Below are 22004 nucleotides of genomic sequence, written 5' to 3' on the forward strand. Positions count from 1 at the left end.
TAATGAATAAGGTAACAGTTTTTAGAAATATCATCGTGCTCTTCAATAGCTATGGTATTTCTCTTTTCGGAAACCGAAAAAGGTTGGATTTTTGCGATCAGTTGCGGATGGATAAAATTTTCGTGTATGGGTTGATCTTCGAATTGGAATGTTTGTTAAGAATAAGGCTGGAAGAAGATTGGGAAAGTTTCCAAACCCCGGAGACCTTGATCAACTGTTTCATGGATAAGTTTGAAAAGTAGGTCTTTGTATTTCCTGGGTTGGAACATGTTTTGTAGCATTCTATGCAAGATCAACCAATAAACCTATGAAACGCAGCCTTTTTATAATCGGAATTGCCTTTATGCTGACCTATCTTGGTTGTTCTACGCGTACCGTGATTACAGCCCAGTGGCAGGCGCCTGAACCTGAGGCCCCTGCTTACCGCAACCTTTTCATTGCCTCCCTGATGGATGATCTTCAAGTCAGACAAAACATTGAAAACGAGTATGAAAACAGGCTGGCCAACAGGGGCGTCGGCGCCATCAAAAGCCTTAATACCTTTAGGCCAGGCTTCTTGGAAGAAAGCAAACCCAATAGAGAGCAGTTATTGGAGATCATTCAATCCAGCAAAGCTGATGGTATCCTGACGGTCACCTTACTGGATACCGAAGAGGAGCAGAGATGGGTGCCTGGAGGACCTGTTCCCATGTTTGCCCCCATGGGCAGGTTTGGTTTCTATGGAACGTTTCCTGGATATTTTGACCGTTGGTACGGCACAGCTTGGAATACAGGCTATTATACCACCGATAAGAAATATTTTATTGAAACCAATCTTTATGATGCCGAATCTTTGGAGTTGGTCTGGAGTGCACAATCCAGAACTTATAATTCAACAGACCTCGCTTCCATTGCCAGCGATTACGTAGATGCCATCAAAAAAGAGCTGAGAGAAAATAAATTGATCCAATAAAACCGATGATAAAAGATAAAAAAGGGCTTCCTGATTACAGAAAGACCTTTTTTATTGCTTTGCCGAAGATTTATTGCGGCCAATAATCGATTACTGTCACATCATCCAGATGGGGGCTCAACACGTCCACAAATTCTTTGTGGGCAGGATGAGGCAAATATATTTCCCTGTCCTCTTCGCTTTCAAAACTTACCAGAAAGCAATGGGTAAGCCCTTTGTTTAGGCCTTCCGGGCTGTTGTTGGTCCCCCATTCAAACGTTTTGATTTGTGGTATCTTGTCTTTTAAAGCAATAAAAGCTTCTTCCACTTTTTTGATGTCCTCAAGGGAACTCTCATCTTTGAATTTTAAAAGCACTACATGCCTTAATAGGGGTTTTTCAGACTTTACTTCTTTCATTGCAGGTTGGGGTTGATCAGTTGACTGATTTGCCGTGCGGGATTGGCATCCATATCCTGCCAACAGCAAAAGGCTTACACTATAAATAAAAAATGTTTTCATAAACGGTTCTTTTTTGATTGGTTTACATAATATTTGGAATGTAATATTAACCAAAAAAAACTATTTATACACTTTTTTAATCCTGCGTCTGTAGACATTAAAGCGACCATGACCCTTGTTATTTTCCACTAACCTTTGCCTATTACCCTTAGGTATAAATTACAGGTATATTCTTGTTTATGATGATTAAAATCACATATTTTGTAACAACATTTCAATTTATTAAACTTATTAGACTTTTAGTAAAAACTTAAAAACTTAAATTCGATCACGGAATTTTTATGCAAAAAATCAAGCTGGTTTATATTATCGATGATGACCCATTATACAATTTCGGAATGAAAAAATTAATGGAAATAACAGAGTTTGCCGTAGATGCCCGGTTTTTTCTTAATGGTGAAGAAGCAGTTAAGGACCTTTCCCAAAGGGATCTGGAAAAAGCCCCCCTTCCTGACTTGATTTTATTGGATATCAATATGCCTATCATGAACGGCTGGCAGTTTCTGGACAAATGCTGTGAATGGGATTCCGTCCAGCAATGCAGCATCTTTGTCGTCTCCTCTTCCATCAACAGAGAAGAAATCGATAAGGCCACATCTTATCCGTTTGTCGACGGCTATATTCTCAAACCCATGACGCTGGATAAAATAAAAGATCTCAAGAACAAAATACAAGCGCTGATTTAACTCCCATACTTTAATTGCCCCGCTATTTTTTATACCCCGCTTGATTCATTGCTTTGTACACCGTTTCCAGCACTTCTGTTCTGATATTTAATTGGTACAATTTCCGGTTTTCTCTTGTCGGATGCACACGATTTGAAAGAAAAACATAAACCAACTGGTTTTCAGGGTCTATCCAGGTATATGTCCCGGTAAAACCCGTATGGCCGAAACTGGATTCGGGGGCGCTTGCCGCCGCATTGCCGTTGGGGTCTCCCGGTTTATTAGGCCTGTCGAATCCAAGTGCTCTGTAATTCCCGTCTTCACAAAATCGGCATTTGGAAAAGGCCGACACCACGCCTGGGGCAATCAGCCTCTCCCCCGCATACACCCCGTCATAAAGATAAAGGTGCATTAACTTGGCCAAATCATTGGCGGTGCCAAAAAGACCCGCATGACCGCTGATCCCTCCCAGCATGGCCGCCCCCTCGTCATGTACCGTCCCATGTAGCAACTGATGCCTAAAGGACTCGTCCACTTCGGTGGCCACTATCCGGGACAGGGGATAATTTTGATAAGGGTTAAAAGTCAAGGATGCAGCTCCCAGAGGGTCATAGAGGTTCTTTTTCAGGTAGGCGTAGAAGTTCTCACCGGTTATTTCCTCCACTACTTTCGGGGCAAGGATAAAAGACAGGTCACTGTAGACATAACCCGGTTCAGGGTTGAGCGGGGAATCGAGGATTTCTTTGTAAATCTTGTCTCCATATTTCCTATGGATATAGAGATTTTGGGCCACCCTGATAGGAAATCTGCGCGTAGAGTCGTTTTTCATGGTGAACCATTTGAATTTGCCGCTTTTTCTGACAGTGGACTGCCAAAAAGGTATCCAGGACCGCAATCTTGCCTGGTGGGTGAGGATATCTGTATATTTCAGATTTTCCTTGTTGGTTCCCCTGACCATGGGCAGATAGGTGCCCAAAGTTTCATTTTCATCAAATTTCCCCTCGCCTCTTAAATGCATGAATGCGGCAAGAGAGGTACTGATTTTGGTAATGGAGGCCATATCGTACAGATCATCCAACGCCACTGCCTGTAGAGAGTCATAGGTATGGTGACCAAAAGCCTTGTGGTAGATCACTTTGCCTTCTTTGGCCACCAAAACCTGTGCCCCCGGAATGGCCTTTTCCCGAATAGCCATATGGACCAGGGAATCTATTCCTTTCAGATCATCTGACCGCATTCCAAAAGCCTCCGGCTGAGAATAGGACATCCTGAATCCTCCTTCGGAAGGCAACCCGTCTCCCATCCTGAGCTGCGGAGACACATGCACCGGCAGACGCCCCTTTCCGCCGATCCCTCCAAATATCAGTTGAGACGTAAGATCCTGGGTCAGGGAGGACTCCTGGTACGCCGCGATGAGGCCATCGGCTTTTTCCAACCCCTGAATGTTTTCCAAGCTATACACATTTCCAAAAACACTTACCACCGTACGATGCGCTTCGGCCAGTTCCTTCAAAAAAACATTCATTTCGGGAGTGATGCCGTAGTTATTATTTCCTGCCCTGATCCCGAGCCCATGGATCCCCACCAACACAAGGTTGTACTTCCCCAAATCTTCCTTGAGACGCACCAAAGCTTCCAAATCCGTTTCTTTTGGAAAATTGTAAAAGTCTACCGGGGCATATCGTAACAAACCTTTTTGAAACGCGGTCACCTCATCTGTCCCCATCGACAATGCCGCTATCCTTAAGGTATCCAACCTTTGCAGGGGAAGTAGGTGGTCCCGGTTTCCCAGCAAGGTCAAAGAAGCTTCCACCAACCTGCGGTTAAGGTACTGGGCATGGGGAGGATTGAGGTCATCTATAAGATTTTCCGTTTCTACAGGCTGCCAGTTATCCAACCCAACCCAGGCTTTGGCCTTGAGCACTTTCATGACCCTGCGGTCAATTTCCTCCTGGGTAATTTCACCCCTGTTTATGGCGGCTTTGATCTCCCTTATCGTAGCCTTAACGTCCATGGTATTGAGCAGCATGTCATTGCCTGCCAGCAAGGCCTTCACATCCACCATACCCGGTTCATAAAATTTGGCCACGCCCTGCATATTCAGGGCATCCGTGAAAACCAGACCTTCGTAGCCCATTTTCTCCTTTAACAGCCCCGTTACGATGGGTCTGGAGAGCGTGGAAGCGAGATCCGGTGTGTCATCGAGCACCGGGATATTCATGTGCGCCACCATGATGCTCCCCAAGCCTTCGCCGATCAGTTCCCTAAAGGGGTATAATTCAACTTCTTCTAACCGCTGTTTCGAAAAATGAATTACAGGCAACCCGTAGTGGGAATCCACATTGGTGTCCCCATGGCCGGGAAAATGCTTGGCAGAGGCCAGCACATGATTGTCCTGCATGCCTTTCATATAAGCCAGGGACTTTTTGGCCACGTTCTCTTTTTCCTCACCGAAAGAACGAAAGCCGATCACGGGGTTATTGGCGTTGTTGTTGATGTCCACCACCGGTGCGAAATTCACGTGGATGCCGGCTCTCTTGGACTGCCTGGCTATCTCTGCCCCCATATCATAGAGCAGCTGCTCATCGTCTATCCCCCCAAGGGCCATCTGATAGGGAAATCTCATGGTGCTGTCCAGACGCATTCCCAATCCCCATTCTCCATCCAGGCTTATCATAAGGGGCACTTTGGCCTCTTGCTGAAAGCGGTTGATCATGTGCGCCTGCCTCACCGGGCCTCCCTGGAAAAAAATGATGCCCCCTACCCCATATTGTTTTACCAGGCCGCTGATCGAATCCACATGTACCTGATCTTTGTTGGAATAGGCAGGTATCATGATCAATTGGGCTATGCGCTCCGCGGGATCCATAGTATGGAAAACAGAATCCGCCCATCTGTCATAACTGCCATCCAAAAAAGGAGGGAGTGTCTGTGCCTTGATCGTCCCGGTCAATGAAATACACAAAGCCGATACGGTCAGTATAATAAAGAATATAAGTCCGTTTTCTTTCGTCCGTTGTTTTGGGAAGACCATGGTTCTATTGGTGGTTTTTATACTGTATCTTTTCATAATCAAGGGCGCATTGTTGAAATTTCCGGGGAAGTTACAATTTTTTGTTGCTCCTTAATAAAACCAAGTTAAAGAAAATGATTATCATTGGGGCTTAAAATCCTTTCCAACGATAACGATCATTATGAGCCCACTTTTGGTATTCGGGGTTATTGCCGGCTATTTTGCGTTGTTACTTTTGATCAGCTACCTCACCTCCCTGCAATCAGACAGCCTTACCTTTTACACGGGAAACAGAAAATCACCTTGGTTTTTGGTGGCATTTGGAATGGTGGGGGCTTCTCTATCCGGCGTGACTTTCATCTCGGTGCCCGGGGAAGTAGGCAACACCCACTGGGGCTACCTTCAGTTTGTGATGGGAAATATGGTAGGATATGCCGTTATCGCCTTGATCCTGATTCCGCTTTTTTACAGGCTTAATCTGATTTCTATCTACGAATACCTGAAAACCCGGTTTGGCAAAAAAACATATTTGTCAGGCGCCACCATTTTTCTGATTTCCCAGACAATCGGTGCTTCATTCAGGCTGTTTTTGGCGGCGACCGTCTTGCAAATCGCCTTTTTCGATGCTTTTGGAGTACCTTTTTACACCTCCGTATTGGCCACCATGGTGTTGATCTGGTTGTATACTTTTAAAAGCGGCATCAAAACCATCGTGTGGACGGACACCCTTCAAACCACTTTTTTGCTTCTGGCGGTGATCATCAGCATCCTGATGATTGCTTCCCATCTGGACAAAGACGGCACCGGGTTATTGGATCTGATTGCCCAAAGTGGGCATTCGAAAATCTTCGTCTGGGAGGGCAATTCCAGTCAGAATTTTTTCAAAATGTTTGCAGCAGGTATTTTTATCACCATCGCCATGAACGGACTGGATCAAAATGTAATGCAAAAAAACCTCACCTGCCGCAATAAAAAAGATGCCCAGAAAAACATCTTCTGGTTTTCCATTAGCTTTTTCCTGTCCAATATCCTTTTCCTGTCACTGGGGGTTTTGCTTTATCATTATGCTCAGGTAAACGGGCTGACCTTGCCTTCTGCCACGGATGAATTATTCCCCATGTTGGCGCTCAATCATTTTGGCACCCTGGCGGGAATCGTGTTCCTTCTGGGCATCACGGCCGCGGCATTTTCAAGCGCTGACTCCGCACTTACAGCCCTTACCACTTCATTTTGCGTGGATATCCTGGGCCTTCCGTCCAAAAAAGGCGTGAACCAAGACCGCTCACGGATGCTTGTGCATATCGGGTTTACTTTCCTGGTCTTCCTCACCATAGTCGCATTCAACGAACTGAATGACCGGAGCGTGGTGAGTGCGGTCTTCAAGGCAGCAGGCTTCACCTATGGGCCGTTGTTGGGAATGTTCGCTTTCGGCCTCAGCAACAAATTCAACATCCGGGACAGGTGGGTGCCCTATATTTGTATTATAAGCCCCATCCTTTCCTATGTTCTGGACAGCCAATCCGCCACATGGTTCAACGGTTACCGGTTTGGTTTTGAAATCCTTCTGGTGAATGCAGCCTTCACCTACCTGGGGCTTGTCCTCAGTGCCTCTGTGAAAACCACCAACGGTACAAAGGGGTGAAACAGGACCTCGGGTTCGCGCGGTTTTTCCTGTCTATAAAAATTCCGCGTGTTAAATTTTGTTTCAAAATTTTATTTCCTTCCCCTCCTTGTACCTTTAAACCAATCACTTCCTATCACCTAAAAACAGCAAAAGGAAGCATAAAAACAGCCATTATCAGCGAAAGGGAAAGGGTAAGCCCAAACCCCAGCAAGCGGAACGGCAACAACAGCAGCCAAATCAAAGGATAAAGCAGTAACAAAATGATGGCAATGGGCCAACACAGTACAAATAATATCGCCCAAAGCACCAAGCCGGTAAATAATCTCATCTTAATAATATTATAAAACCCTATTCATTTCACCGATTCGTTTCTAAAAATGTGCCAGTCCTAAAAACCGGCCTTCTGGGTACTTCTATCCGTAAGAATGACAAAAACCGGACAGTGACCTGTCCGGTTTTAAAACATTCACCACTGTCTCCGGATATTTATTTTTGTTGAGAAAGATAGGTGATCAATGAAGCAAACTCCTCATAGGAGAGGGAATTGGCCAAGCCCTCCGGCATCATGGATGTTTCGAGTTCTTTTCTGTCCTTAATGTTTGTGGCGTCGAGGGTAAAAGCCTGTCCGACAATATTCCTGATCACGACCTTCTGAGCGCTTTCTTCGGTAATGAAGCCCACATAACTTTTGTCGTCTCTTGTGTTGATCATCACGGTGGCAAAGCCCTGGGAGATAGAGGCATCCGGTTTCAAAATGGCCTCGGCTATCTGCTCCCTTGTCATGATGGAGCCGATCTGCCCCATGTAAGGCCCTTTCATGGGTTCTCCCTTTTCAATGCTGTGGCAGGCTTTGCATCCCTGTTGTTCAAATAATGATTTCCCCTTTATCGCATCGCCGGGTATTTCCTTCATGGCCAACAAGATGTCCTCGATGGATGATTCACCTATTTGTCCCTTCTGATTCTTGATCTTTTCAAGGTCTACGTCAGGCTCCACGAGTGTTTCGGTCACGGTAAATTCCCCACCGAATTCAGAAATGCCCATCCTGTTCTTCTCATTAAGCCGGGTGATCAATTGTCTGTCCCCAGTGTTCCCATTTGACCATAATTCCAAAAACAGCGCTTTTATTTCGGGGGAGGATTTCCATAATACCGATTTGTAATAGGGGCCATGGGTGTCCGGTCTCGTGCCCCACCACCATGAGCCGTCATAAGGAGCCTCCTGGGTATACAGCCGCGCCAAAGTGCTTAATATTTCCGCCTTCAGACCGCTATCGTCAGTTTGATGAAATTTATTGATCAAACCTTCCACGGCCTTTGGATCATGCAAATAACGCAATGTCCAAAGCGCAAGCTTCGATCTTTCGGTGCCTACTGCCTCAAGGGATGCGTCGGCTGCCTTCAGGTTCACCAATGCCCTCATGGCAAGGTGAGCCGGGATAATCTCTGCGTTCGGAGTGGCATGGGGGCCTTCTGATCCTTCCTCAGGCGCCTTGAAACTGGCCGGAACCGGAGTTTCCAAGAGGGGCATAACAGCCGCTTCTTTGCCCATGCGCCCCAAGGCTATAATAGCCGCGGTCTGCACCCGTTGGGATTTATCTCCCAGACTTTTGAGGATGGGATCTATCGGGACATGGGCCAATAACTCCCTCCTGTCCGTCATGGCGCGGATCACGTGCTCCTTCAATGCGGGATCATCCAACATTTTTGTCAGCTCACCCAGGGCATCTGGACCCAATAACTGCGTATAAGCATACAATGAAGCTATGCGTGCTTCCAATGGGTTGTCATTGTTTTTCAGCACCTTAAGGGCTTCTGCTGCAGCTTTCTTTGCGGGCCTGGCCAGTAATTCCTGCTGGGCATAAAGGCGGGTCGTTCCGCTGCCTGAAGCCATTAGTGAGGTAAGCTGTTTCAGGGATGCCTTTTTCAGGTCGGGAAACGCCTCATACTGCCAGTTTTTGGGGACCACCCTGATTACAAATCCCTTGCTGTCACTGCCGGAATAACCAGCACCGTCCCAGGCAGCCATATAAACTCTACCCGAGGCATCTATGTCCAGATCGGTGATCTGTGGCAATTTGAAAAACTCCTCTTCCTCTTGGGTAAAACTCGGTCCATCCGGATTTACCCTGTGGATATACAACTGGTTTCTTCCCCAGTCCGCCATCATGGGTACGTGGTTGTACTGTTCCGGCCAGCGGTGGTCTTCCATATACAAGGCACCCGTACCGGATCCTCCCCCCACGTCGACCAGCGCGGGGATAATTTCTTCCGTAAAATTTTTGAAAAGCACCGGATAGCCGTATTCTCCGGTTTGGATCTGATGGCTGAACCTGATATTCCAGCCACCGCCGTCATTGGTGTTTCCCCTGGTGAATATATTCATGTAGGGGTCTATGGCCACATCATATATGTTCCTCAGGCCGTGTGTATATACCTCCATCTCCGTGCCATCGGGGCGGACCCTTAGGATACCTCCCCCCAGCATGGTAAGGTCCGTCCCTTCTCTGTCCACCGCGCCATGAAATCCAAAATCACCCACGGCAATGTATATCCAGCCGTCGATGCCTAAACGGATACCGTTGGTAGCGTGGTCCGTCCCTCTGCTTTGTAAAAACTTGGGCGAACTGATGTTTTGGATCAACGGAGAAGATGGCCCGTCTGCAACACCATCTCCATCCTTATCTTCGAATACCACTAAATCCATCCCGGTGGCGATTTTTTCATCTGAAAAAACAGTATGCAAGACGAACACTTTTTCGTCAAGTACAATGATCCCCCTTGGATTGTCTACTTCAGCAAATACAGAGTAACTGTCGATGGCCCCATCCTGGTCACAGTCTACCAGTTTCATGATCCGGCCTTTTCCGGGTTCTTTTCCCAGCGAGCCGATCATGTCTACACCAACGAACACTTCTCCGCCCGGAGCTACTGCGAGACATGCCGGGCTGGGCGTCAACTCCGGCCCGGCAAAGGGTGTTACCAGCAGCTCCTCCGGCCACCCTAAAGCCTGGCCAAGCGAGTCCAGGGAAGGGACCGGCACAGGGTTTTCAGCAGGCTCACAGGGTATTTCGGGTTCCTTAGTGCTGCAAGCTATACATATCAAACAAATGGATAATAAAAGTAAACTTCTTGTCATGTCGGTTAAGGTAAGTTTTGTGAAATGCAAATATGAAAAAAACCTGTCCATTTTCATGAACAGGTGCTTTAATAGGGGTATAAAATCGTATAAACGGCAATCAAAGGTGCAGACCGCACTCGGTTTTGGGGCTGTTGTTCCAACGGCCACTGCGGTCTTCTCCGGGGACCGTACAATGTTTACAACCGATGGAATGGTAGCCTTTAGCTATCAAAGGATGAAACGGATAATTGTGTTCCTGAATGTACTTTTCCCGCTCTTCCTGGCTGACATCCAGCAGCGGATAGAATTTAAGAATACCGCCTCTTTCCTCAAAAATATCCAAGCTGGCCCTGTGATCGCTTTGCCAACTCATGAGACCGGATACCCATACGGAAAACCTTCTTTTGATCGCTTCCAACGGCCTTACTTTGTTGATGGCACAGCAAAGTTCCGGATTGGATTTCCAGGTTTGGTTTTTGGAAGTATATTCATGATCCTCCTTGCCCGCGCTCACAGATTCAACCTGCAAGCCATAGAGTTTGGTAAGCTGCTCCTTATAGGCAAGTGTCTCTTCAAAATGGTAGCCGGTATCTATAAAATAAATTTTCTGGGTAGGTTTATAGGAAGAAAAAATACTCAGGAGCAGTGCTGAAGTGGCGGCAAATGAGCTCGTCAACATCACTTCCTTTTCATCAAAGTCCACATAGAGCTCTTTGACCCTTTCTTCCACAGACAGACCATGGTATTTGTCGTTTAGTGCTTTTATTTCAGCTGAGGTGTAGATTTTTTTTGAGGCTACGGATTCCTGCATATCTGTTTTTTGTTTCATTTCCACAAAACCTACCAACTGGGTATGGTATTATCAGCCGTAAAAGTAATCATAAAAAAACAAAAATCAATATGAACCCCGCTGTAGATTTGTTAAAAATTTCCAAAAACCGATAATTTCCCTGCTCGCTTTTATTTCAGTGCGAAAACCTGGTTTTTATAACTTACCAAAACAGTTATCATCGCTCCCATGATCCCGATCAGCGCAAAAGACGATTTGAGATGTAGAAGTTCCGCGATAAAGCCTATCAAAGGCGGCCCCAGCAAAAAGCCAAAAAAAGAAATCGTGGAAATCATGGCAATCGCAATTCCCGGAGGATATTGTGAAGACCTGCCGGCCATGCTGTATGTTAACGGCACTACTGCGGCCGTGCCGAATCCCACCAATAAAAACCCCGTCACCACGGTCGCGAAATAAGGCAGCATCACTGAGGTCAAAAGCCCTGCAAATATCAATATCCCGCTACCCTTCAGCACGGTTACTTTTCCCCACCGAGTCGCCAATTTATCCGCAATGAACCTGCCTGTGGCCATGGCCCCCATAAAAGCCACATAACCAAGGGGAATCCATTGCTTGGCGGGCTGTACCACCTTTGCCATGTACACCCCCGACCAATCAAACATACACCCCTCGCACATCATCCCACAGAAACCTACCATTCCCAGTCTCAGCAGAATCGCGTCCGGCTTCTTCAGTACCAATCCGCCTCCCGAGGATTCTTTTGTGTTGGCCTCCCTTATGATGGATCCTTTGAACAGCAACACCACTCCCAACCCAACCGCGAAGACGATGAGGTAGTGGAAAAACGGGACCACGGCCAAATACACCATCAATGCTCCCAGTCCGGCACCTGCAAAACCGGCAAAACTCCATAAACCATGAAAGGAACTCAATATGCTCCTTCCATAATCATGTTCAACCCCCAGTGCCTGGGTGTTCAGGGAAATGTTCATGATATTTCCCATCATTCCAAAGACAAAAACCATCAATGCCAGTTGAAAACCGGAATTGGCAACTCCCAGCGTGATCAAAAAGAAAAGATAAAATGAGGTACCCCATAAAACCACCGCCCTGCTGCCCAATTTATAGACCGCCCAGGCGGCAAGAGGCAGTGCCAGCAGGGATCCCAAAGGCATTCCCAGCAGCAGGGATCCCAATTGCCCCTCACTGAGAGAGAATTTAACCTGAAAATCCGGTATCCTGGAAGCCCAGGATGAAAAACACAAACCGGTTAAAAAGAAAAAACCTCCTACCGCCAGCCGCCTCTTTTTCAGACTGTTCATCGTTATTAATCCCATAATGTTAGGCATACTTCAATTGATCCGTAAAAAACCATACATGCGGCTATTCTAACGGCGGTGCAAAATTAAACCTTCTTCGCTAATCCCACATGGTCAACTTCAAAAATTCAACCCGATTTTCTAAACTTAATGACATGGGGAAGGCACTCTGGGAGAGGCGGGGTAAAACTTGACAAATCGGGACTAAATTGAGTTGGTTTAGGTGAAATCATTTTCAACCGTATTATATTTAACGTGAGTTTCAAAGTATGAACATTTAAAAAAAGCCGTCTATCGTCATCGGTAGGAGGTACAGCCTGTCCCGGTTCATCGGAAACGAAGCAGTCTCTTAGTTTACGATCATGTCAGGGGATCGCTTCGGCGCGGGCAAGGTCTCCGTCAATTAAACCGAAAGGTTCCGCTTCTCGCGATGACGGTTTGCCTCACTGCGAGGAGGCATAGCCTGTCCCTGACAACTTTCGGGGATGGCTTTTTTACAAAAACGTCCTCGGACTCAAGTTATTTAGAGTTTCCGGACAGATCGCTTATGTTGAAAAAATGGACAAAAACCAGGATTGCCCCTACGCCAAGCGGGTTTCTGCACATCGGAAACATCATGTCATTCTTGATTACGGTGAGTCTGGCGAGGATCCATGGAAGTAAAATTCTTTTGAGGATCGACGATCTGGACAAAGCCAGAACGAAACCGGCATACGTCCAAGATATATTTGACACCCTTGATTTTCTGGAGATACCCTATGATGAGGGGCCTCAAAACATTTCTGACCTGAATAATACCTATACGCAGTTTTGCAGAATGCCCCATTATCAGGCCGCCCTGGAATGGCTAATGGAAGAGAACCGTTTATTTGCCTGCGACTGTTCACGGAAAAAAGTTTTCCGACACAATGACCGGGGGATCTATCCGGGCCTATGCCTCGGTAAAAACTTAAGTTTACAGAAAGATCAGGTCAATTGGAGGCTGGTGACCGACCATAGCAAAGCGATAACGGTAATCGATTATCCGGACAAACCTTCTACCCACCTGCTGCCTGAAAAAATGCAACATTTTGTGGTACGCACCAAAAATCAACTGCCGGCATATCAACTGGCCTCTCTGGTAGATGATCTGTTTTTCGGGGTGGATTTTGTGGTGCGGGGCGGGGATCTGTGGGAATCCACCCTGGCACAGCTGTACCTTTCCGGTTTATTCCCGGCCAATAATTTTCAGAAAACCGTCTTCTTCCACCACCCCCTGATCTATCACAACAACAGCAAGCTTTCCAAATCTGCCGGAGCCACCTCTATCCGGTACATGCGCAAAAAAGGAATGGGCAAGAAAGACATTTACCGTTTAATCGGTAAACATTTGCAGTTCGAGGAACAGACAAACGGGCTGGATGATTTCCGCAAGAACTTCCTGCAAAAATTAACTTGATTCACCCCTTCAACTCCCCCATCACTTCATGAAGGCTGTTCACAAAGAGCTCCACTTCCTCCATCGTCCCCGTGCTTATTCTGCACCAATCCGTCAAGGGTTCAAACGGCCTTCCTATAATAACCCCTTTCTCCAGCATTTTGGCCTGAAGTTTTCTAATGTCTTTTTCCGTTTTGAAAAACACAAAATTGGTCTGTGAAGGCAGGTATTCAAGGGCCAGCCTGTCGAGTCCCTCATAGATGGATTTTCTGGCCTTATGGTTCTGATCCAGGCTGAATTTATAAAAATCCCGATCCTCCATGGCGGCAGCTGCGGCCTTCAGAGCCAACACGTTGGTAAAGGCCACCACGTGTCTTCTAAGCTGCGAGGCCAGCTCAGGTCTGGCCATGAGATAGCCTATCCGCAAGCCCGCCAATCCATACACCTTGGAGAATGTCCGGGAAACAATCACATCAAGGTCCTTTTTGATACAATGCGTCATCGACGGATAACCAGCGTCTTCAATGTAGTCGTAATAAGCCTCATCGCTGAATACGATGGTTTTACGGGAAACCGTTTCACAGAAATCCATCACCCTGGGTGCCGGCAATAACGTGGAGGTAGGGTTATTGGGATTGCATAGAAAAACCATTTTGGTATTGGATGAAACCCTGTTTTCAATTTCGTTGAGGTCGTACATCATCTCCTGGTCCAAGGGCACCCAGTTCACATGGGTCCCCCACAGTTGGGCATATTGCATCATGGCGTCAAAAGTGGGCTTCGCCGCGATGATCTCCTTTTTTTCTTTGGCACATGCTATCCCTGCCACCTTCAGGCCTTCCGTGGATCCTCCTGTGATCACAATGCATTCTTTTGTCAATCCTTCTTTTTTGGCGATCATTTCGAGCAACTCCCCCTCATAACTCCAGGGATACCTGCATCCGTCATCAAAACTTGCTTTGATCGCTTCTCTCACCCGCGCAGAAGGTCCATATGGGTTCTCATTGGAACCCAGACGAATAGGGGTGTAAAGGGGCCGGGGGCGAAAAGCTTCGATCTCTTGCTTTGACAGGGCCTGAAAGCCCGGCAGACCCGAAAACAGCCCTACAGAGCCTGCCAAGGCGCTTCTTTTCAACCACTGTCTTCTGTTAAGCTTCATGCTTGTTTACGGTTAATGTTCAACTCACGACCTAAAGACCTGAGTTCGGCGCTGATTATTGAAAATTTTGAACAGTAATAAAACCCAATATAGTCATTTAACTGCAAAAGGATAACCATATTAAAGCCATGTTTTTTAATCATTTACATAAAATCCTGAAACAAAAAAAAGTTAATAGTGGAATTATATGTGAATTTTACGTTTATTCAAAGGTTCAAATCAATTAACCCATAAACTCCAAACTTAATATGCTTAGGTTGATCTTCAAACATGCTTTTTTTTGGCTGTTGTTGTGCATCACTTATTTTTATGCCTGCGCTCCTTCAGAGAAGGAAGAAGGCGTTCATCCTTTTGATGCATTGAGTGAAGAAGAAAAAAGAGATCCTCAAAACGCCCTTGCGGGCATTACCGTAAAAGAGGGGCTGGAAGCAACCCTCTTCGCTTCCGAGCCCATGATTACCAACCCGACCAATATTGATATCGATCACCGTGGGCGGGTATGGGTATGTGAAGCTTATAATTACAGACCCGCCATCACCGGAAACGAAATCAAGGAACAAGGCGACCGCATAGTCATACTGGAAGACACCAATGGAGACGGGAAAGCGGACAAAAGCACGGTATTCTATCAAGACCCGGAGCTCAATGCCCCATTGGGCATTTGGGTGATGGGTAATCAGGCCATTGTTTCCCAAAGCCCCTATGTTTGGTTACTGACAGACACTGACGGTGACGATGTGGCCGATAAAAAAGAGGTGATTTTTCAGGGGATCGATGGGGAGCAGCATGATCACGGCATGCATGCGTTTGTGTTTGGCCCGGATGGGAAGTTTTACTTCAACTTTGGCAATTCCGGCGCGCAGATCAAGGACCGCCAGGGCAACATCATCAAAGATGTCACCGGCAAAGAAGTGACCACGGAAAATTACAAAGAGGGCCTTGTCTTCAGGTGCAATCCAGATTTTACCGAATTGGAAGTGTTGGGCCAAAACTTCAGGAACAACTATGAGGTAGCCCTGGATTCGTATGGCACCATGTGGCAATCCGACAACGATGATGACGGCAACAAGGGAGTGAGGATCAACTATGTCATGGAATACGGCAACTATGGCTACCGGGACGAAATGACCGGGGCCGGATGGCGCGCCAACCGTACCAACAAAGAAAAAGAGATCCCCCTCCAACACTGGCATCTCAACGATCCAGGGGTGGTACCCAACCTTTTGCAGACCGGAGCCGGTTCACCTACAGGCATGGTGGTATATGAAGGCGATTTGTTGCCAGAGGTATTTTGGGGCCAGATGATCCATACGGATGCGGGGCCAAACATTGTAAGGGCTTATCCTGTGGAAAAAGACGGCGCGGGCTATAAGGCTTCCATTGTCAACATCATGGAAGGAGACAAAGACCAGTGGTTCAGACCTTCTGATGTCTGTGTGGCACCGGATGGCTCCTTGATGGTCGCCGACTGGTATGATCCGGGTGTGGGCGGGCATCAGGTGGGGGACTTAAACAGAGGCCGGATTTTCCGTGTGGCACCCCCTGAAATACCTTACCGGGTACCATCGATAAACCTCAATAGCATTGATGGGGCCATTGAGGCCTTGCAAAACCCCAATCTTTCCCGGCGATATCAGGCTTGGACAAAATTACAGGAAATGGGAACCGAAGCTGAGGAAGCGTTGGCGCAGGTTTTTGAAAACCACGAAAATCCCCGCATGCAGGCAAGGGCTTTTTGGGTTTTGGCCAAAATAGAAGGAGTCAACAAAAAATACATTGACAGGGCCATTTCGCATGAAAATCCGGATTTGAGGATTGCGGGGCTCCGTGCTGCCAGGCAGGTGAAACTGGATCTTATCCCCTATCTCCAACAACTCGTAAAAGACACGGACGCCCAGGTGAGAAGAGAGGCAGCCATTGCTTTAAGGGGGCATTCCTCCCCGGAAGCACCCCGATTATGGGCTGATTTGGCTGTCCAACATAACGGGGAGGACCGGTGGTACCTGGAAGCCTTGGGAATAGGGGCTGAAGGACAGTGGGACAGGTTCTACGGCGCCTGGCTGGAAAAAACCGGTGAAAAGGCGATGGAAGGAAAAGGGAATCAGGACATCACCTGGAGATCCAGGACAGGAAAAGCCATCCCCCATCTTGCCGCATTGGCATCCAACACTGCCGAAGCGCTGGACAACCGCCTGCGGTATTTCCGGGCGTTTGATTTTAACCCCGATAAAGAGGGCAAGTCCCAAGCATTGGTTAAAATGCTGGATGACAATCAAATCCGACAGGAAAACAGCGAGGAACAAAATAAAATCAATAAATTGGTCTTAACCCATATGGACCCTTCCTTTTTAAGGAGGTCAGTATCCGCCCAAGCCGCTTTAAGGACCGTTTTGGATGAAACCGCCGGCTCCGACGAATACCTGGAAATGGTGCAGCGCTTTGGGGTTAAAGAAGAAAACCCCAGATTGTTGACCATGGCCATTGAAGAAAGCGACAACAACAAAGGCAGAACGGCTGCCACCCTTCTTCTCAACCAGGGAGGCGGAGCCCTGATCAGAGAGGTATTGTACGGCGGTGAGGAGCAGGCCGTTTATGACATGCTTTCTTCCCTTCGGAGTATTGGTACAAAAGAGTCCCTACAGCTGCTTGAAACTCTGGCTTTTGATGAAAAGGTGCCCTTGAATGTGAGAAGGGAAGCGACGGCCGCCATCGGTGGCAGCTATGGTGGGGAAGAGCGCATTCTGGAACTTCTTCGGAATGGCCGCTTGCAGGAAAACCTCATCGCATCGGCCGTAACCGGAGTAAGCCGGGCATGGAGAAAAAGTGTAAGAACGGAAGCCGCATCATACCTCAGCAGCAGCAATGATGTCGAAAATCCCCTGCCTCCCATGAATGAATTGCTTGCCATGAAAGGAAATGCAGAAAATGGCCAGCTGGTGTTCAAAAACAATTGTGCCATCTGCCATCAAGTGGGGGATATGGGGATGGACTTTGGCCCAAAACTCACTGAAATAGGCAGCAAGCTGTCCAGGGAAGCCCAGTTCATTTCCATCATTCACCCTGACGCGGGAATCAGTTTTGGCTACGAAGGATACATGATCGAAATGAAAGACGGCAGTACCCTGGGGGGCATCATCGCCAGCCAGACAGAAACCGATATCGACCTGAAAATGCCGGGTGGCAACTCAATGGCCATCAAAACCAGCGATATATCAACGATGCAGCCAATGGAGAATTCCATGATGCCAGCTGGTCTGGAAAGGGCGATGAGTACCCAGGAACTGGTAGATTTGGTGGAGTACCTGATGAGTCTAAAAAGAAAATCGTAAACATATATTGATAGATGAAACAGATTAAAGATCAAAACACAAGAAGGAAGGCGCTGAAGAAGATTGCGGGGACCACGGCTTTGGGGATGCTGGCGCCAGCCCTGTCAGGCAGGATCATGGCAGCTGAAGCCAGCCTTCCGGATAACTTAAAAGGGAACATTAACCATTCTGTTTGCAGGTGGTGTTATAATGATATCCCTTTTGAGGATTTATGCAAGGCTGCTAAGGAAATAGGGTTAAAGTCGATCGAACTTGCCGGTCCGGAAGAATGGCCTATACTAAAAAAATACGGGCTGGACTGTGCCATGCCCTGGGGTGCGGGAAAGGGCATTGAAAAAGGGTTCAACAATCCAGAATACCATGACGAATTGGTAAAGAGTTATGAAGAAGTGATCCCAAAAGTAGCCGCGGCGGGATACAAGCAAATCATCTGCTTCTCCGGCAACCGAAACGGATTGGATGATGAAACGGGAATCAAAAACTGCGTACAGGGGCTCAAAAGGATCATGCCCACCGCTGAAAAACATGGCGTCATCATGTGCATGGAGCTGCTTAACAGCAAGGTCAACCACAAGGATTATCAGGCCGACCACACCGCCTGGGGAGCTGAAGTCTGCAAGGGTGTGGGTTCGGAAAACATCAAATTGCTTTATGACATCTATCACATGCAGATCATGGAGGGTGATGTGATCGCTACCATTCGGAAGTTTCATCCTTACATTTCCCATTATCATACCGGCGGCGTCCCGGGACGCAACGAGATTGATGAGACCCAGGAGTTATATTATCCGGCCATCATGAAGGCCATTGTGGAAACAGGTTACAAAGGATACGTAGGCCAGGAGTTTATCCCTAAAAGAGATGACAAGCTGGCCTCCTTAAAGCAGGGTGTGGAAATCTGCGATGTTTAAGTCCTATATCAAAAAAGGCCATGGAGAAATGTTTTCCATGGCCTTTTCCGGTATATCTATCGTTATTTTTCAATTCATATTGATTTCATTTTTTGAGAAAATGGTTTTGGATATTTTGGCCTGCTGTGTTTTGACCTTTTTCTTTTTCAGGACCGGCTTATCGGAAACACGGGGTGTTTTTTTGCAATTCACTTTTACGTTTGCCAGCGTTTTTTTATCCATCCACGTACCCAGCCCTACTGCGATAATTGCCACCAGCGGAACCAGGATATGATCACTGAAACCAAACCCTACAAATACCAGTCCTATAAAACCCAACTTCACCGCTCCCAAAGTCAGTGCGACCTGGTCATGGCGCAGGCCCATTCTCAACATGAAATGATGGATATGGCTTTTGTCGGGTTTCAGTGGTGATTTGCCTTTCTTCGCCCTTTTGATAAAAATCCGCAACGTATCATAGATGGGCACAATCATAAATGCGATGCCCGCGGCCAGAGGTGCCTGCAGTTTAAGTCCTTCCCAAGCCGCCATGGTTCCGTTTTTATCCACAAATAAGATCACCAGCACCGTCATGGCAAAGCCAAGACTGAGGGATCCGGTGTCTCCCATAAAAATCTTGGCCGGGTGCCAGTTGAACACTAAAAACGACAATATTGCCCCTACAAGGGTAAATGAAATCAAACCGTAGGCCTGCAGTCCGGCATCATAGAACCAGGTACCCAGAATGGTGAAAGTAATCACACTGAGAGACCCTGCCAACCCATCCGCCCCATCAATAAGGTTAAATGAATTGGTCAAAACCAGGATAGCAAGAAAGGAAATCGCGACACTCACCATATAGGGCAATTCATAAATCCCCATGAATCCGTACAATCCCGATATCCTGATATCCGCCATCAGGATGACAAAGAAAGCCGGGATGGATTGCCCTATCAGTTTTTGGAAAGCCGTAAGTTCGATGAGATCATCCCTCAATCCCACAGAAAACATGATGCCCAAGGCCACCAGGAAATACCGGGTCTGCACAATCTGCTCAAAGGAAAGCCAGGCAAACAGGCCAAAGAAGGTAGCGATGATGATGGCGATACCTCCCATAGAGGGTATATGTCCCATATGAATTTTCCTTCCGCCGGGCACTTCGGTAAGGTTGATTTTTTTCAAAACCATAATGAGCACCGGAGTCATTAAAAATCCAAAGAAAAAAGAGGTAGCAGTGGATATAAAAATATTCATAAAGCTAAAGTTTGCACAAAACTAATCATAATCTTTGTATCTATCTTATTTTTCATATAAAATTCCATGAAAGATTTTATATTTCCTACTTATTATAGTAATGCCGGTACCAATCCACAAACTGCTGAATGCCATGTTCCACACTGGTGTCGGGCTTATACCCCAGTTCTTTTTCCAGCGGCGTGGTATCCGCATAAGTAGCAGGCACATCGCCCGGTTGTATGGGCAACATGTCCTTTTTGGCTTCTATACCCAATGCTTTTTCAATGGCCACTATAAAGTCCATCAATTTAACAGGGCTTGAATTACCTATATTATATACTTTATATGGTGCCTTCGAGATGCTGGGATCCGTAATTTCAGAAGACAAACCGGGGTTAGGGACAGGCGGGTGATCGATTACCCTTATGACCCCCTCCACGATATCATCCACATAAGTAAAATCCCTCATCATTTCGCCGTAATTAAACACTTGAATCGGTTTGTTCTCTATCATGGCTTTTGTAAACAGAAATAGTGCCATATCCGGTCTGCCCCAGGGCCCATACACGGTAAAGAACCGCAAACCGGTCGTCGGGATCCCGAACAAATGGCTATAGGTATGTGCCATCAGTTCATTGGATTTTTTGGAGGCGGCGTATAAAGATACCGGATGGTCCACATTATGGCTTGTGGAAAAGGGCATCTCCGTGTTGGAGCCGTACACCGAACTGGATGAAGCATACGCCAGATGTTTGATTTGATGGTGTCTGCATGCTTCAAGGATGTTCAAAAAACCTACGATATTCGCTTCGATGTAGGCATCCGGATTGGTCAGGGAATATCTCACACCCGCCTGGGCCGCCAGGTTCACTACTTTGTCGAATTTCTCTTCTTCAAACAGCTTCAGCAACCCTTCCTTGTCCTCCAGCTTTAATTTTACAAAATGGTATTTGGGGTAGAGGTCACTTCTGAGGGTTTGTCCATAGGCTATGTTCTCAGGGTTTATCCCTGTTTTTCTGAGTCTGTCCAGTTTAAGGTTCACATCATAATAATCGTTGATGCTGTCCAATCCCACTACTTCATCCCCTCTTTCCAAAAGTCTTTGGGCCAGGTGCATACCTATAAAACCCGCGGTACCGGTTATTAAAATCTTCATGTGTTGGTGTTAGGTTAGTGTCACAGGAATAAAAATCCAATTAATGTAGATACTCATAACTAAAACTAGATGATGTCAAATCTACGCTGTCATCTGCAAAAATTCAAGCCAATTTTATACCCTTTTATTCCCTAAAGGGAAATTGGGATGAATTTCTACCCCGCTCCCGAAACTGATTTGAGAAGAATGGGGTATAATTTGACAAAATAGATGAGGCAAATGTACCAAATTAAATAAAAAATATTTCTTTCCATGCACACAAATCTTCAAACTATTTTTTTAATTTCTCTATTGGGTTCAACAGGTAGATAAGATGAACCTGCCCCATAAAGGCGAATTTATGGTCACCGGAATTCGGGCGTGCTATCGGGCGTGAGTTGCCATTGGTCTCTTGCATTGTTCAAAGGGATTTGCCCGCCTTAGCAAATTCATCGACCCGCACACACTATAGAGAAAACATATAACTCCAAAATCTCCGTACCTCTGTGGTTAAACCTTTGCAGCATTTCTCACTGTAAATCTTCTCAATCCAAATTAATTTCAACAAGCATGAATTTGTAGCATTACGGAATTAAATCGTAAATTTGAGCTATGGAAACCATAATAATTGAGACAACTGACAAGGAACAGTCCAAGACTATAAAGGCTATTTTAAAGGCCATAAAGGTCAAGTTCAAAACCTCCGGGGACACTTTCGAATCGAAAAGGATCGCCGAAAGCGTTGCCCGTGGATATAAGGAAATGCTGGAAGCAAAGGCAGGGAGATTAAAGGTCCGGGACGCAAGGGATATAATCGATGAACTATGAGTTTTCAGGTCAAAACCATTCCTGAATT

17 protein-coding genes are annotated in these 22004 nt (G+C 46.6%); 8 read left to right on the forward strand and 9 right to left on the reverse strand.

Annotated elements, in window-relative coordinates:
• Positions 1–2: 2 nt before the first annotated feature.
• Positions 3–242: an acyl carrier protein gene (locus ACFPFU_RS14085; protein WP_377065403.1), complete on the forward strand. Its 240-nt coding sequence runs from the start codon at positions 3–5 to the stop codon at positions 240–242.
• Between the two features lie 65 nt (positions 243–307).
• Positions 308–952: a hypothetical protein gene (locus ACFPFU_RS14090; RefSeq protein ID WP_377065404.1), complete on the forward strand. Its 645-nt coding sequence runs from the start codon at positions 308–310 to the stop codon at positions 950–952.
• A 70-nt stretch (positions 953–1022) separates the two neighbouring features.
• Here ACFPFU_RS14090 and ACFPFU_RS14095 read toward each other — a convergent pair whose 3' ends face one another.
• Positions 1023–1451 (reverse strand): Dabb family protein, encoded by a 429-nt coding sequence (locus tag ACFPFU_RS14095; protein ID WP_377065405.1) that lies wholly within the window; start codon positions 1449–1451, stop codon positions 1023–1025.
• A gap of 281 nt (positions 1452–1732) precedes the next feature.
• Between ACFPFU_RS14095 and ACFPFU_RS14100 the strand changes: the two genes are divergently transcribed.
• Positions 1733–2137, forward strand: a complete 405-nt coding sequence (locus ACFPFU_RS14100) for a response regulator (RefSeq protein ID WP_377065406.1) — start codon at positions 1733–1735, stop codon at positions 2135–2137.
• A gap of 22 nt (positions 2138–2159) precedes the next feature.
• Here the strand turns inward: ACFPFU_RS14100 and ACFPFU_RS14105 are convergent, their stop codons facing one another.
• Positions 2160–5186, reverse strand: coding sequence for a glycoside hydrolase family 3 N-terminal domain-containing protein (locus ACFPFU_RS14105; protein WP_377065407.1), 3027 nt, complete (start codon positions 5184–5186; stop codon positions 2160–2162).
• Between the two features lie 124 nt (positions 5187–5310).
• Between ACFPFU_RS14105 and ACFPFU_RS14110 the strand changes: the two genes are divergently transcribed.
• Entirely contained in the window at positions 5311–6771 is a 1461-nt protein-coding gene (locus ACFPFU_RS14110) for a sodium:solute symporter (protein ID WP_377065408.1), read from the forward strand.
• 115 nt (positions 6772–6886) lie between these two features.
• Here the strand turns inward: ACFPFU_RS14110 and ACFPFU_RS14115 are convergent, their stop codons facing one another.
• The 4 genes from ACFPFU_RS14115 to ACFPFU_RS14130 all read right to left on the reverse strand — a co-directional run bounded on the left by ACFPFU_RS14115 (position 6887) and on the right by ACFPFU_RS14130 (position 12000).
• A complete protein-coding gene (locus tag ACFPFU_RS14115; protein WP_377065409.1) occupies positions 6887–7081 on the reverse strand; it encodes a hypothetical protein in 195 nt (64 codons plus the stop codon).
• Between the two features lie 158 nt (positions 7082–7239).
• Positions 7240–9891: a DUF7133 domain-containing protein gene (locus tag ACFPFU_RS14120; protein WP_377065410.1), complete on the reverse strand. Its 2652-nt coding sequence runs from the start codon at positions 9889–9891 to the stop codon at positions 7240–7242.
• Positions 9892–9991: 100 nt separating this feature from the next.
• Positions 9992–10702, reverse strand: coding sequence for a phosphoadenylyl-sulfate reductase (locus ACFPFU_RS14125; RefSeq protein ID WP_377065411.1), 711 nt, complete (start codon positions 10700–10702; stop codon positions 9992–9994).
• A gap of 131 nt (positions 10703–10833) precedes the next feature.
• Positions 10834–12000: an MFS transporter gene (locus ACFPFU_RS14130; protein WP_377065412.1), complete on the reverse strand. Its 1167-nt coding sequence runs from the start codon at positions 11998–12000 to the stop codon at positions 10834–10836.
• 529 nt (positions 12001–12529) lie between these two features.
• On the opposite strand from ACFPFU_RS14130, the gene ACFPFU_RS14135 reads away from it, so the two are divergent.
• Positions 12530–13420, forward strand: a complete 891-nt coding sequence (locus ACFPFU_RS14135; RefSeq protein WP_377065413.1) for a glutamate--tRNA ligase family protein — start codon at positions 12530–12532, stop codon at positions 13418–13420.
• 1 nt (position 13421) lies between these two features.
• Here the strand turns inward: ACFPFU_RS14135 and ACFPFU_RS14140 are convergent, their stop codons facing one another.
• A complete protein-coding gene (locus ACFPFU_RS14140; protein ID WP_377065414.1) occupies positions 13422–14558 on the reverse strand; it encodes a pyridoxal phosphate-dependent aminotransferase in 1137 nt (378 codons plus the stop codon).
• Between the two features lie 248 nt (positions 14559–14806).
• Between ACFPFU_RS14140 and ACFPFU_RS14145 the strand changes: the two genes are divergently transcribed.
• Complete coding sequence (locus tag ACFPFU_RS14145) at positions 14807–17887, forward strand: PVC-type heme-binding CxxCH protein (protein WP_377065415.1); 3081 nt, start codon at positions 14807–14809, stop codon at positions 17885–17887.
• Between the two features lie 14 nt (positions 17888–17901).
• Entirely contained in the window at positions 17902–18798 is an 897-nt protein-coding gene (locus tag ACFPFU_RS14150) for a hydroxypyruvate isomerase family protein (protein ID WP_377065416.1), read from the forward strand.
• A 69-nt stretch (positions 18799–18867) separates the two neighbouring features.
• On the opposite strand, the gene ACFPFU_RS14155 is transcribed toward ACFPFU_RS14150, so the two are convergent.
• Both ACFPFU_RS14155 and ACFPFU_RS14160 read right to left on the reverse strand, forming a co-directional pair.
• Positions 18868–20031 (reverse strand): glycosyltransferase family 4 protein, encoded by a 1164-nt coding sequence (locus ACFPFU_RS14155; RefSeq protein ID WP_377065417.1) that lies wholly within the window; start codon positions 20029–20031, stop codon positions 18868–18870.
• 85 nt (positions 20032–20116) lie between these two features.
• On the reverse strand, positions 20117–21169 hold the full coding sequence (locus ACFPFU_RS14160; protein WP_377065418.1) for an NAD-dependent epimerase: 1053 nt from the start codon (positions 21167–21169) through the stop codon (positions 20117–20119).
• A 591-nt stretch (positions 21170–21760) separates the two neighbouring features.
• Between ACFPFU_RS14160 and ACFPFU_RS14165 the strand changes: the two genes are divergently transcribed.
• On the forward strand, positions 21761–21976 hold the full coding sequence (locus ACFPFU_RS14165) for a DUF2683 family protein (protein ID WP_377065419.1): 216 nt from the start codon (positions 21761–21763) through the stop codon (positions 21974–21976).
• Positions 21977–22004 lie beyond the last annotated feature (28 nt).

It is taken from the genome of Negadavirga shengliensis (genome assembly GCF_042652345.1).
GTDB classification, from domain to species: Bacteria; Bacteroidota; Bacteroidia; order Cytophagales; family Cyclobacteriaceae; genus Negadavirga; species Negadavirga shengliensis.

Excerpts from the sequence above, each read along its gene's own strand:
- ACFPFU_RS14085 (WP_377065403.1), top strand. The coding sequence starts at position 3 with ATGAATAAGGTAACAGTTTTTAGAAATATCATCGTGCTCTTCAATAGC.
- ACFPFU_RS14090 (WP_377065404.1), top strand. The coding sequence starts at position 308 with ATGAAACGCAGCCTTTTTATAATCGGAATTGCCTTTATGCTGACCTAT.
- ACFPFU_RS14095 (WP_377065405.1), bottom strand. The coding sequence starts at position 1,451 with ATGAAAACATTTTTTATTTATAGTGTAAGCCTTTTGCTGTTGGCAGGA.
- ACFPFU_RS14100 (WP_377065406.1), top strand. The coding sequence starts at position 1,733 with ATGCAAAAAATCAAGCTGGTTTATATTATCGATGATGACCCATTATAC.
- ACFPFU_RS14105 (WP_377065407.1), bottom strand. The coding sequence starts at position 5,186 with ATGAAAAGATACAGTATAAAAACCACCAATAGAACCATGGTCTTCCCA.
- ACFPFU_RS14110 (WP_377065408.1), top strand. The coding sequence starts at position 5,311 with ATGAGCCCACTTTTGGTATTCGGGGTTATTGCCGGCTATTTTGCGTTG.
- ACFPFU_RS14115 (WP_377065409.1), bottom strand. The coding sequence starts at position 7,081 with ATGAGATTATTTACCGGCTTGGTGCTTTGGGCGATATTATTTGTACTG.
- ACFPFU_RS14120 (WP_377065410.1), bottom strand. The coding sequence starts at position 9,891 with ATGACAAGAAGTTTACTTTTATTATCCATTTGTTTGATATGTATAGCT.
- ACFPFU_RS14125 (WP_377065411.1), bottom strand. The coding sequence starts at position 10,702 with ATGAAACAAAAAACAGATATGCAGGAATCCGTAGCCTCAAAAAAAATC.
- ACFPFU_RS14130 (WP_377065412.1), bottom strand. The coding sequence starts at position 12,000 with ATGGGATTAATAACGATGAACAGTCTGAAAAAGAGGCGGCTGGCGGTA.
- ACFPFU_RS14135 (WP_377065413.1), top strand. The coding sequence starts at position 12,530 with ATGTTGAAAAAATGGACAAAAACCAGGATTGCCCCTACGCCAAGCGGG.
- ACFPFU_RS14140 (WP_377065414.1), bottom strand. The coding sequence starts at position 14,558 with ATGAAGCTTAACAGAAGACAGTGGTTGAAAAGAAGCGCCTTGGCAGGC.
- ACFPFU_RS14145 (WP_377065415.1), top strand. The coding sequence starts at position 14,807 with ATGCTTAGGTTGATCTTCAAACATGCTTTTTTTTGGCTGTTGTTGTGC.
- ACFPFU_RS14150 (WP_377065416.1), top strand. The coding sequence starts at position 17,902 with ATGAAACAGATTAAAGATCAAAACACAAGAAGGAAGGCGCTGAAGAAG.
- ACFPFU_RS14155 (WP_377065417.1), bottom strand. The coding sequence starts at position 20,031 with ATGAATATTTTTATATCCACTGCTACCTCTTTTTTCTTTGGATTTTTA.
- ACFPFU_RS14160 (WP_377065418.1), bottom strand. The coding sequence starts at position 21,169 with ATGAAGATTTTAATAACCGGTACCGCGGGTTTTATAGGTATGCACCTG.
- ACFPFU_RS14165 (WP_377065419.1), top strand. The coding sequence starts at position 21,761 with ATGGAAACCATAATAATTGAGACAACTGACAAGGAACAGTCCAAGACT.